General features: G+C 63.1%; 9 protein-coding genes, 3 tRNA genes and 2 pseudogenes. 6 read left to right on the forward strand and 8 right to left on the reverse strand.

Going from position 1 to position 11,777, the window contains the following annotated elements; all coding sequences use genetic code 11:
* Positions 1-13 precede the first annotated feature (13 nt).
* Entirely contained in the window at positions 14-1,492 is a 1,479-nt protein-coding gene (locus LGN10_RS04505; RefSeq protein WP_226221984.1) for a sensor domain-containing diguanylate cyclase, read from the reverse strand.
* Positions 1,493-1,686: 194 nt separating this feature from the next.
* On the opposite strand from LGN10_RS04505, the gene LGN10_RS04510 reads away from it, so the two are divergent.
* Positions 1,687-1,941, forward strand: a complete 255-nt coding sequence (locus LGN10_RS04510; RefSeq protein WP_059573992.1) for a hypothetical protein — start codon at positions 1,687-1,689, stop codon at positions 1,939-1,941.
* A gap of 180 nt (positions 1,942-2,121) precedes the next feature.
* Here LGN10_RS04510 and LGN10_RS04515 read toward each other — a convergent pair whose 3' ends face one another.
* Positions 2,122-2,790 (reverse strand): hypothetical protein, encoded by a 669-nt coding sequence (locus LGN10_RS04515; RefSeq protein WP_179231716.1) that lies wholly within the window; start codon positions 2,788-2,790, stop codon positions 2,122-2,124.
* Positions 2,791-3,555: 765 nt separating this feature from the next.
* On the opposite strand from LGN10_RS04515, the pseudogene LGN10_RS33465 reads away from it, so the two are divergent.
* Positions 3,556-3,645 (forward strand): annotated as a pseudogene (locus tag LGN10_RS33465) (PAAR domain-containing protein); the annotation flags it as partial.
* A gap of 9 nt (positions 3,646-3,654) precedes the next feature.
* Positions 3,655-3,891 (forward strand): annotated as a pseudogene (locus LGN10_RS04520) (hypothetical protein); the annotation flags it as partial.
* A gap of 321 nt (positions 3,892-4,212) precedes the next feature.
* Here LGN10_RS04520 and LGN10_RS04525 read toward each other — a convergent pair.
* From LGN10_RS04525 to uvrC, 6 genes are all read right to left on the reverse strand, one after another.
* Positions 4,213-4,710, reverse strand: a complete 498-nt coding sequence (locus LGN10_RS04525; protein ID WP_196485781.1) for a hypothetical protein — start codon at positions 4,708-4,710, stop codon at positions 4,213-4,215.
* A gap of 171 nt (positions 4,711-4,881) precedes the next feature.
* Positions 4,882-4,955: transfer RNA gene (locus LGN10_RS04530), tRNA-Cys, on the reverse strand.
* Positions 4,956-5,053: 98 nt separating this feature from the next.
* A tRNA-Gly gene (locus tag LGN10_RS04535) sits at positions 5,054-5,129 on the reverse strand.
* A gap of 53 nt (positions 5,130-5,182) precedes the next feature.
* A tRNA-Gly gene (locus LGN10_RS04540) sits at positions 5,183-5,258 on the reverse strand.
* A gap of 166 nt (positions 5,259-5,424) precedes the next feature.
* Positions 5,425-6,012 (reverse strand): CDP-diacylglycerol--glycerol-3-phosphate 3-phosphatidyltransferase, encoded by a 588-nt coding sequence (gene pgsA, locus LGN10_RS04545; protein WP_226221985.1) that lies wholly within the window; start codon positions 6,010-6,012, stop codon positions 5,425-5,427.
* A 90-nt stretch (positions 6,013-6,102) separates the two neighbouring features.
* Positions 6,103-8,136, reverse strand: coding sequence for an excinuclease ABC subunit UvrC (uvrC, locus tag LGN10_RS04550; RefSeq protein ID WP_226221987.1), 2,034 nt, complete (start codon positions 8,134-8,136; stop codon positions 6,103-6,105).
* A gap of 76 nt (positions 8,137-8,212) precedes the next feature.
* Here uvrC and earP point away from each other — a divergent pair, with 76 nt between their 5' ends.
* The 3 genes from earP to LGN10_RS04565 all read left to right on the forward strand — a co-directional run bounded on the left by earP (position 8,213) and on the right by LGN10_RS04565 (position 11,754).
* Positions 8,213-9,406, forward strand: a complete 1,194-nt coding sequence (gene earP / locus LGN10_RS04555; protein ID WP_226221990.1) for an elongation factor P maturation arginine rhamnosyltransferase EarP — start codon at positions 8,213-8,215, stop codon at positions 9,404-9,406.
* A gap of 137 nt (positions 9,407-9,543) precedes the next feature.
* Complete coding sequence (gene efp, locus LGN10_RS04560) at positions 9,544-10,101, forward strand: elongation factor P (RefSeq protein WP_059573996.1); 558 nt, start codon at positions 9,544-9,546, stop codon at positions 10,099-10,101.
* A gap of 267 nt (positions 10,102-10,368) precedes the next feature.
* Positions 10,369-11,754, forward strand: a complete 1,386-nt coding sequence (locus tag LGN10_RS04565; protein WP_059573997.1) for a sigma-54-dependent transcriptional regulator — start codon at positions 10,369-10,371, stop codon at positions 11,752-11,754.
* The last annotated feature ends 23 nt before the right edge of the window (positions 11,755-11,777 follow it).

Raw genomic sequence — 11,777 nt, forward strand, 5'->3', positions numbered from 1 at the left:
GGGTGGGCCACCGTCAAACCGACGACTGAAAGCTGGAAACCTTGTTCCGACCGGTTGCCTTCGCGTAATACAACGCCTCGTCGGCCGCCTTGATGATCGCTCCAGGCTCGCCGTCCTGATCCGGCACCCAACTCGCCAACCCGATACTGGCGGTCACGCGCCCGTATTCGCTTCCCGCGTGCTCGAGCGCCAGTTCGTTGATCGCCGCGCGTATTCGTTCAGCAGTCTGGGCTGCCCCCGTCTCTGGTGTGTCAGGCAGCAGCACGACGAATTCCTCTCCGCCGTAGCGAGCCGCTGTATCGATCGGTCGGCGAATGTTGTCGCCGATGCAGCGCGCGACTGCAGCCAGCGCATCGTCGCCCGCCTGGTGGCCATAGGTATCGTTGTAGGCCTTGAAACGATCGACATCGACGAACAGCAACGAGAAAACGGAATGGGCTCGCCGCGCACGGCGCCACTCCCGGTCCAGAACCTCGCCAAAGGTGCGGCGATTGTTGAGGCCGGTGAGCCCGTCGGTGCGAGCCAGCAGTTCGAGCTCGGATTCAGCGCGCATCCGACGCCGCAGCTGCGCGCTGAGAAATACGGATAGCGCAATGAAGGCTGCGCCGAATGTCGCGACGAGTAGACCGATCGTCGTGGCGCGGCGGCGCCACGCGGCATAAATGTCCTGCTCCGCTTCTGCGACCATGATGATCAGTGGCAGATTCGGAAAATTCTTGAAGTAGTAGAGACGGCGCACGCCGTCGATCGACGACGTTTCCGAGAACGAGCCATCGGGTGCGCGCTGGAAGCGCTGAAAGGTTGCGGCTTTGCCGAGATCGCGCCCGATGGTCCGGACGTCGTACGGCTGCCGCATGATCATGATGCCGTCCTTGCCGATCAGCGATATCGAGCCATGTTGTCCCAATGACAATCCGGCGAACAGCTTGTGGAAATATTCGAGGTTGATCGCGATCAGCGCGATACCGGCAAACGAGCCATCCGGATTCGATATGCGCCGCGACAGCGCAATGCTGAGCATGCCGGCGCGCAAGCGCGACGCGAATGGGTCGCTGACATAGAGCCCCACGTTCGGGTTGTCGCGATGGACGGTGAAGTACTTGCGATCGGCAAAATTGCCCTTGCGCGGCACGTCGTTGGCCGAATCCAGAATGATGTTTCCGTCGGCATCGAGCACCAGTTGGGATCCGATGAATTGCGCCGTCATTGCATGATCGAACAACACGCCCCGCCGCAGCGCGGGCGCCGCTGCCATCACGTCGGGACGTTGCAGACCATGGATCAGCGCCTGCAAGGACAGATCGTAGAGTTCGAAGTTGCGCTCGATGTCGCGCTCGGCCATCAGGCCGAGATTGCGCGAGGTTTCGCTGGCCCGCTCCAGTGCGTCGTGACGGCTTTGGAACAGTTGCAGCACGCACAGGCCCATCAGCGCGCATGCGATCACGACACCGACTGCCACAACGAAATAAGGGGCTGCCGTCCGGGGTTGCATGAATCTCCTCGCTGCTCATTGTGCACGCCCGCACCGGGCGTGAGTGCGCATACAGGATCGGCTCGACGCATTGACGGGTGCAGCGCCAAACTGACCGAAAACCGGAAACGGCTAGAGTCTATCGAACGTGAAGCGCCGACAAAACAGTACCGGTGGCCCGCTCTTCCGAGATTATTAAATAATATGAGGAAACCATGTTCCCGACAGAATATGTGAGGCCCGCCACGGTCAGCCGGCCCGTGCGGCGACACATGCCGATCAGCGCATCATTGCACCACGCTTCCACCCTCGTGCAGTTTCGCTTCGCTGTATTTGCGGTGATCAGTTATGTCGGGACTAGCACCCGCAGGCGGGCGCCCATGCTCGGCGCACAAAAAGAAAAAGCCCTGATTTCTCAGGGCTTTTTCTTTTCTTACTTGGAGGCGCGAGCCGGAGTCGAACCGGCCTAAACGGCTTTGCAGGCCGTGGCGAAACTTGCAAATTCAATGATCTACGTTGATTAGCCACTCAAATTAGCCACTTTGCGAATGATCGGCGCAGCCCCCTAGAATGGGACGTCTACTACCGGCGAGTACTCCAGATCAACCCAATGGACGATTTGGGAAGCGCACACCGCCAACAGATCTGTTTCAGCAAGGCACCCGGCCACCGCCCATCATGCACCATCGCTGCGTCTCCTGTTGCGGAGGCGCATACGGTAGTCCGGTCCTCGGGTCGATGTGGTCATACTGCCCCGTGGGGTGTCGAGCCCTCCACGCGGCTTGATCGGCATACTGTTGCTCGATCGCGGCTTGCTCTCGTGCCAGATCGGCCTTCTGCGCATCGTCGAGTTTCTTCGTCATGGTCACGAGCCGCGCGAACTTTGGATCGCGAACATCCTGCAGGGGCGGTAACGGTGGCGCAGGCGGCATGATGAGCACAGGGCCGGTGTATTTCGGTATCGGCAACTTGGATGGTCGCCCGAACTTTGCCGCCATATTCATCTCCCACAAAGCAGCGTCCATTCCGAGCACATGTTCGTAGTCGCGATTGACAACCGCCAGCGTGACCGGCCCCGACGGCGTCGGCAATGGCTGCAGGGAAGGTGGAAGCGTCTGTCGAGCCTCGGGATAAATGGTGCGGGCATAAGCGATTGCTGCGGCGGAGTACTGCTGCAGCACTGCCTCGTACGCTTCCAGTATCTGCGCTCGACCATAGCCGCCAGGATTCTCAAACATCGGCTTATATGCCAACACTTTCTGGCTATACAACGCATTTGCATTCCGCTGCTCTGCGGCAGATCGTTGTTGAGGATCCATCGGCGCAGACGCCGATAGGGGCGCACACCCTGAAAACACGCTGGCGACAAGCAATATCCCGACTGTCGCGCGCACAAGCAACGAGCGTTGACGCGACATATCCGCGATCATCTGGTTGACCAAGGCGAGCGGCGACGAGAGTCGTGGGTTTGAAGGTGTAATCTTGTGGGCCCCTGCCATGTGCGTCCGTCTTTGTGAGATGTTAGTCCGCAGAGTTTAGCGGAAAGGTTGCTCGTACCGATGTAGGGGAAGTCGCCCACTCGCCCCTGCAGCGGCCACCTACACGTTCAGCACGAATGTCCGCAAACGAAATAGTACGGCTGCTCAAATTCTATCTTTCAATGGCGGTTCTTGGCTGAAATGCGAACTTCGCGAGAGAAGATCTGGGCCGACGCGAGCCGCCAAAGTAACTTTTCGCCTGCACCATGACGATCCTCTCGCCCGATGCGATTGCCTCGCTCCGTCAAGCACTTCGCAGACAGACTGGCTCGCACGCGAGGCCCAAAAATCCACGGCAGGTCAGTGGTGCATGTCCGCCGAGCGCTGCGGCTCATGGAAAAAATGGTCTGCGCGGCCGAGCTGGAGCTGAAGAAGAACGGCTATCCCGATCCGTTCGCGCTTGACCAGCTCCGCCGCATGATCGACGGCGCTCGCTTCGATTGACAATAGTTGACTGAGCGCGAGGTGGCCAACGATCAGACGTTCCCCCGGAAATGGTAAATTCATACGAAAACCAAACCTACGAGAGAACATATGGCCAGAGCCATGATCTGCGTCGGCGATACGACGACGCATGGCGGCCGCGTGCTGGAGGGCAGCGCGACCTCGACCATTGATGGAAAGCCCGTTGCCGGCGTCGGACACAAGCCGGGCGTTGGCTGGATGCTATATCTTCCGAAGGTCATCACGGCCCAGCAAGTCCCGGAAGCACGCGAATTGATTCCCGTTCCCGAAGCTGGTCGGCTGCAGACTGGGACGATCATTGTGAGCGTCCCGGATGCCGCTTTTTCAGTGGATAACTCCGAATACGTCGAGGTTGCCAACCGTATCGAAATTCGGCTCGTCGACCAGGATCTTCTGCCGACATTCGCAGATCTGTAAGCAGGATGCACTACGTTCGCTATGAGTGACAATATTGTTTGGGTCGTTGATGTCGAAGCAAGTCTTGATGAAGTGCCGATTCTCGTAGATCGAGGGATTTCATGGCTTGTCGAGAATTCCATCATGCAATCCGTGCCCGAAAGCGCAAATGCGCTGGGTGGTGGCGACCTCTATCGTCCCGGCTCGAAAGCTGCTGCTTGGTCAGAGCAAATTAGCATGGGGAATGTGTGGTGCGGTGTCGAGCTAAAGACGGATCGAACGGTATTTCATTCCGGCCCGGGACCTCACGATGTGCGTTGTCCTCACTGCGGTCGGTCTCATTCACTCGGTGACGTGCCGTGGAGTGACGCCGTCGGCGCGTGGTTCTCGAACGAAGCTGACGACACACTGGCCTGCCCTACATGCCGGCGCTCGGCACGCATCATCGACTGGACTTTCCTTGAGCTCGACTGGGCATTTGGCAATCTTGGCTTCGGCTTTACCAATTGGCTGATCGCTCCACGCCTCGCGGTCGAACTGGGCAAGGTTCTTGGGCATAGAGTCAAGATAGTGCACCAGCACATTTGATGGCGCCGCAAAGAGAGTGTTTCGAAGCAGACGCGGCGCGGTATTGCGAAGAGACGGAACCGATCCGCGCTTGCGCAGGTATTCCCGCACCAGATCCAGTGTCGTCGCGATCGCTTCGCGTTGCTGCACTACGTCGGCTGGCACAATGCCAGCAACGAGCAGATGCTCAAGACGAGCGACATACGCATCGCCCTCTTCCTCGGATTGAAACGTCAGGGAAAGTGGCCTTGGGAGGAGTTTCGAACGTCGCATGATGTATTCCCACGTTCCGGAGAGTCGCGCTCGCGTCGTCGCTATACGCAGATGTGTACTCGCCTATACGGCCAAAGAGCCGACTTAGGCGTGGTTACGCGTGTTTGAAGAACGAGAGCGCCGCAGAAAAAAGAAAAGCCCTGACGAATCAGGGCTTTATCTCGTTCTACTTGGAGGCGCGAGCCGGAGTCGAACCGGCCTAAACGGCTTTGCAGGCCGCTGCATAACCGCTTTGCTATCGCGCCAAAAGCGGACTGTCCGGATGCCGTGAGGCAAGCGACAGATTTTTATTCGAGGACCGGAAGTCCATCAAATAAAAAGGGAAGCGTGGCTTCCCATGACTTGGAGCGGGAGACGAGTCTCGAACTCGCGACCTCAACCTTGGCAAGGTTGCGCTCTACCAACTGAGCTACTCCCGCATGTGTCCTGCATCTGCAGCGCTTCGCCGTACCACGCGCTGCCAGAAAAAATCTGGAGCGGGAGACGAGTCTCGAACTCGCGACCTCAACCTTGGCAAGGTTGCGCTCTACCAACTGAGCTACTCCCGCGTATTGCTGCACTACTGCTTCCCCGTCACACATTCACTTCGTCGTGCAGCGGAGAAGCGAGATTATGTCGAAGGCACATTCGTATGTCAAGGGCTTTTCCAGCCCTTTTTACAAAAACCGCTGCCACCGAGACTGCGCGGAGGCAGACGCGCAGAGGCGACGCGGGTCACGCGCCGCCGCGCTCGCGAATCTGCGGCCATGCGAGCTTCATGTAGTACAGCATCGACCAGATCGTCAGCACCGCCGCGAGATACATCAGCCACTCGCCCCACACGCGCGTATCGATCGTCACGACGCCGAGCGGCACCGGCCCGTAGAACAGCAGCATCGGAATCGCGACCATCTGGCACGCGGTCTTGAACTTGCCGAGCTGGTTCACCGCGACGCTCTTCGACGCGCCGATCTGCGCCATCCATTCGCGCAGCGCCGAAATCGCGATCTCGCGACCGACGATCACGAGCGCGATCGCCGCGTCGACCCGCGAAATCTGCACGAGGATCAGCAGCGCGGCCGTCACCATCAGCTTGTCCGCCACCGGGTCGAGAAATGCGCCGAACGACGACGTCTGGTTCCACTTGCGGGCGAGGAAGCCGTCGAACCAGTCGGTCAGCGCGGCGAGGATGAAGATCGCCGCCGCCGCGAGATTGCGGTGCGCGCCGCCCATCACCGTGTCCGGCAGATAGAACACGCCGACGACGAGCGGAATCAGCACGATCCGTACCCACGTCAGGAAAATCGGGAAATTGAACGGCATGGCATGCGGGACAGTAAAGGATTCGCAATTGTGCCGTGTCGACCGGCCTGCCACAAGAACGCTGGCAACGCCGCCGGCCGCACGGCCGCGTCAGTGAAGCTGCTTGTAGATCTGCTCGGCGAGCGCGTGCGAAATGCCTTCGACGCTCGCCAGTTCCTCGACACTCGCGGCCACCACGCCGCGCAACCCGCCGAAGCGCGCGAGCAACCGCTGCCGGCGCTTCGCGCCGACGCCCTCGAGCTCCTCCAGCCGCGACGTCTGGCGCGCCTTCGCCCGCTTCGCCCGCATGCCGGTGATCGCGAAGCGGTGCGCCTCGTCGCGGATCTGCGCGACGAGCATCAGCGCGGCGCTCTCCTTGCCGAGCTCGAGCGGCGCGCGGCCGTCCGCGAACACCAGCGTCTCGAGGCCGACCTTGCGCCCCTCGCCTTTCGCGACGCCGACCAGCATCGACGTATCGAGCCCAAGCTCGGTGAACACCTGACGCGCGATCTCGACCTGGCCCTTGCCGCCGTCGATCAGCACGATGTTCGGCAGCAGGCTCGACGCCTCTGCCTGGCGCGTCGACTCGCCGTCGATGCCGGCCGCTTCGTCGGCGGCGGCCGCCTGCGCGGCCTGCTCGACCATCTTCTCGTAGCGGCGCGTGAGCACCTGCCGCATCGCTGCGTAATCGTCGCCCGGCGTGATGCCCGTGATGTTGTAGCGGCGGTACTCGCTCGACTGCATCTTGTGATGGTGATAGACGACGCACGACGCCTGCGTCGCCTCGCCCATCGTGTGGCTGATGTCGAAGCATTCGATCCGCAGCGTCGCGAGATCGTCGCTGTCGTAGCCGAGCGTCTCCGCGAGCGCGCGTGTGCGCGCCTGCTGCGACCCTTGTTCGGACAGCAGCCGCATGAGCGCGATCTGTGCGTTCTGCTCGGCCATCGACAGCCACGCGCGCCGCTGCCCCTGCGGCTGCCGCACCAGCGACACCTTGTGGCCGGCCTGCTCGGACAGCAGCTCGAGCAGGTCGCGGCTCGCGGGCGCATGGCTGACGACGAGCACCGGCGGCACGCGGTTGCCAAGATAGTGCTGCGCGATGAACGCATCGAGCACCTCGGCCTCGACCGAGGCCGCCGCCGTGGCACGCGCGCCGCCGGCCTCTTGCGCGGGCTGGTCGGGCACTGCATCGGCCGGCGCGTCGATCGCCTCCGCCGGCTCGGCCTCTTCACCGAGCCCGCCTTCGGCGAGCGTCAGCGCGCTTTCGACGTGCGTCGGGAAATACGCCTTGTCGCCGAGATGCCGGCCGCCGCGCACCATCGCCAGGTTCACGCACACGCGTCCGCCCTGCGCGACGACCGCCAGGATGTCGACGTCGCTGTCGCTGCCGACCTCGATCGCCTGCTGGTGCAGCACGGTCGCGAGCGAGCTCATCTGGTTGCGCACGGCCGCCGCCTGCTCGAATTTCAGCTCGGCCGCGAACGCGTGCATTTTCTGCTCGAGTTCCTTCATCACTTCGGACTGCCGGCCGAGCAGAAACCGCGCGGCGTTCGACACGTCGACCGCGTAATCCTCGTCGGAGATCGCGCCGACGCACGGCGCCGTGCACCGCCCGATCTGATGCAGCAGGCACGGCCGCGTGCGGTTGTTGAAGACCGAATCCTCGCAGGTGCGCAACTGGAACACGCGCTGCAGGATCTGGATGCTCTCGCGCACGGCCCACGCGCTCGGGAACGGCCCGAAATACTGGTTCTGCTTGTCGACCGAGCCGCGGTAGTAGGCCATCCGCGGAAAGCGGTGCGCGGTGAGCTTCAGGTACGGATACGACTTGTCGTCGCGAAACAGGATGTTGTAACGCGGCGCGAGCGCCTTGATGAGATTGTTCTCGAGCAGCAGCGCCTCGGCTTCCGAGCGCGTGACGGTCGTCTCGATGCGCGCGATGCGCGTGACCATCATCGCGATGCGCGGCGACAGCTGCGTCTTCGTGAAATAACTCGACACGCGCTTTTTCAGGTCGCGCGCCTTGCCGACGTAGAGGACGGCGCCCGCCGTGTCGTAATAGCGATAGACACCCGGCATGTGCGGCAACTGCGCAAGGATCTTCTTCGGTTCGAACGGAGTATCGGAGGCTTCTGGGGATGTCATGCGTGATCCGGGCGCCTTGTAACGCGGAACGGGTCTATTAGAATCGCCAGTTTAGAGCATTCACCGGCCCGCTTCGATGCCACGCCCCACCGCCATCCCCCTCCGCACCGTCCCGCTCGCGCCGGGCGAACCGATCGCCTGCGACCTCTTCTGCACGGTGATCGACAACTTCGGCGACATCGGCGTGTGCTGGCGCGTCGCGCGCCAGCTCGCGCACGAGCACGGCTGGCAGGTTCGCCTGTTCGTCGACGACCTGCACACGTTCGCGCGCCTGCTGCCGCAGGTCGATCCCGACGCCGCGCGGCAGACGGTCGACGCGACCGTGATCGAGCACTGGCATGCGGACGTCGGCGACGCGCTGGACATCGCCGATGTCGTGATCGAGGCGTTCGCGTGCGAGCTGCCCGCTCCCTATCTCGCGGCGATGGCGCGGCGCGCGCGGCGCCCCGTGTGGATCAACCTCGAATACCTGAGCGCCGAGGACTGGGTCGCCGATTTCCATTTGCGGCCGTCGCCGCATCCGCGCTACCCGCTGCTGAAGACGTTCTTCTTCCCGGGCCTGTCGGCGGGCACCGGCGGCGTGCCGAAGGAGCGCGACCTCGACGCGCGCCGCACGGCCTTCGACGCCGATCCGGCAGCCCGCGCCGCGTGGTGGCGGCGCGCGACCGGCGGCGCGCCGCCGGCGCCCGGCACGACGGTCGTCAGCCTGTTCGCCTACGAGAATCCCGCCGTCGATGCACTGCTCGCGCAGTGGCGCGACGGCCCGTCGCCGGTGGTCGCGCTCGTGCCGGCCGGGCGCCTGTCGCCCGCCGTCGCGCGTTTTTTCGGGGCCGAATCGTTCGGCGCCGGCGCGCTCGCTCGTAGCGGCAACCTGACCGCCCATGGGCTCGCGTTCGTTCCGCAGGCCGACTACGATCCGCTGCTGTGGGTCGCCGATCTGAATTTCGTGCGCGGCGAGGATTCGTTCGTCCGCGCGCAATGGGCGCGCAAGCCGTTCGTGTGGCACATCTACCCGCAGGCCGACGACGTGCACCTGCCGAAGCTCGATGCCGCGCTCGCGCACCTGTCGGCCGGCCTCGCCGATGCGCCCCGCACGGCGCTCGAGCGGTTCTGGCACGCGTGGAACGGCGCGGGCACACCGGACTGGGCCGATTTCTGGCAACACCGCGCCGCACTGGACGCCAATGCGGCCCGCTGGGCCGACGCGCTCGCGGCCGTTGGCGATCTCGCCGGAAAGCTGGCGGAATACGCAAAATCTCAGTTAAAATAAGCGGTTATCCGACGGCTGGCCACGCAAGCGCTCGCGTTTGAGCTTTAGGCGCCCACCGGAACGCATCTGCTTGGCGCCTCACCCGTTGTGCACCGCTCAGGCACTTATTTATTTGATTTGATCAGGACAGTTTTTTTATGAAAACCGCACAGGAACTCCGCGTAGGCAACGTCGTGCAGATCGGCAACGATGCCTGGGTCATCGCAAAGACGGAATACAACAAGTCGGGCCGTAACGCCGCCGTCGTCAAGATGAAGATGAAGAACCTGCTGACGAACGCGGGCCAGGAATCGGTCTACAAGGCCGACGACAAGTTCGACGTCGTCGTGCTCGACCGCAAGGAAGTGACGTACTCGTACTTCGCCGACCCGATGTACGTGTTCATGGACGCCGACTACAACCAGTACGAAGTCGAAGCCGAAATGATGGGCGAAGCGCTGAACTACCTCGAAGACGGCATGGCTTGCGAAGTCGTGTTCTACAACGAGAAGGCGATCTCGGTCGAACTGCCGACGATCCTCGTTCGCGAAATCACCTACACGGAACCGGCCGTCAAGGGCGACACGTCGTCGGGCAAGGTGCTGAAGAACGCGAAGCTCGCGACCGGCTTCGAACTGCAAGTGCCGCTGTTCTGCAACACCGGCGACAAGATCGAAATCGATACGCGCACGAACGAATACCGCAGCCGCGCATAAGCGCCAGCGATATCCGCGTCGAACAAAGCGCCCTTCGGGGCGCTTTTTGTTTGTCTGGCGCCAACAGCTGCCGCAGGCAGCAACCATGCGCAGCACAAAAGCCACCGGTAAAGATATTCAATTTGTATCATCGGTAACTGTTTTATAGCGCCGGAGAAATAATGCGCGTGACGCGTTCGGTGGGGCATAAAATCAATCTTTAATCCGACATGCGGCTGCGGTCCGCTGGCCGACAGCCCGCCTCTCTTGACTCGACTCGCGTCCACCATGCCACACGCCCTGATTGTCGAAGACGATCCCAACAGCCTGTCAGGCCTCACCGCGCTGCTCGCCGCGGACGGCTTCTCGGTCGACACGGCCACGTCGCTCGCCGAAGCGCGCACGGCGCTCGGCCGCTCGATTCCCGACGTCGTGCTCGTCGACCTGAACCTGCCGGACGGCAGCGGGTTCGACCTGCTCCAGCACCTGCCGCAGCAACAGCCGAACGGCTCGCTGCCGGTGATCGTGCTGACGGGCAACGCGACGGTCGAGAGCGCCATCGAGGGCTTGCGCCACGGCATCTGGGACTACCTGCTCAAGCCGATCAACATTCCGCGCCTGCGCAGCCTGCTCGCACGGATTCCCCGCCCGTACGAGCTGATCGACGAAGTGCAATCGTTGCGTGCGTCGCTGCGCCATCTCGGCCGCTTCGGCGCGCTGGTCGGCCGCAGCGACGCGATGCAGCACGTGTACGACATGATCGAGCACAACGCCCACACCGAAACGGCCGTGCTGTTCTCCGGCGAGGCCGGTACCGGCAAGAAGCTGGCCGCGCGCACGCTGCACGAGCTGAGCCGGCGCCGTAAAGGGCCGTTCGTGTCGTTCGACTGCCGCATGCTCGCGCAGGCCGGCCGGCACGGCGCCTCGCTCGACAGCGTGCTGTTCGGCCACGAACGCGGCGCGTTCGACGGCGCCGAGCGCCGCGAATCCGGCCTGTTCGAACAGGCCGGCGGCGGCACGCTGTTCCTCGACGAAATCACCGCACTGCCGCTCGTGCTGCAGGAAGCGCTGCTGCACGCGCTCGATTCGCAGAACTTCATGCGAATCGGCGGCACGAGCTCGATCACCAGCGATTTCCGGCTGATCGCGGCCACGCGCCGCCCGGCGCGCGAAGCGGTGGCGAACGGCACGCTGCGCGAGGATCTGTGGCTGCGCCTCGACGCGGCGTCGATCACGATGCCGCCGCTGCGCGAACGCGACGGCGACGCACTCGCGATCGCGGATGCGCAGATCGACGAACTGAACCGCGAAGCGCGCGCGACCGGCCGCAGCACGACCGACAAGCGCGCGGCGCCGGGCTTCGTGCGCGAATGCCTGTCCTACGAATGGCCGGGCAACGTGCGCGAGTTGCGGGAACGCGTGCGCTTCGCGTACGACGCATCAGGCGACTTCATCGAGACGCTGCGCGCCGGCGAGGCCAGCTTCTCCGCTGGCGCCGCACTGAACGGCAGCAGCGTGCAGATCAAGGTCGGCACGCCGCTGTCCGACGTCGAGGATCTGCTGATCCGGGCAACGCTCGACGCGGTCGGCGGTACGCGCCACCGCGCGGCGACGCTGCTCGGCATCAGCCCGAAGACGCTGTACAACAAGCTGCAACGGATGAAGGTGAACTGAGCGGACGCGCCCCTGCATGCGGG

Origin of the sequence: Burkholderia sp. AU32262, from assembly GCF_020419985.1 — a bacterium.
In the GTDB taxonomy this organism is placed as follows: domain Bacteria; phylum Pseudomonadota; class Gammaproteobacteria; order Burkholderiales; family Burkholderiaceae; genus Burkholderia; species Burkholderia semiarida.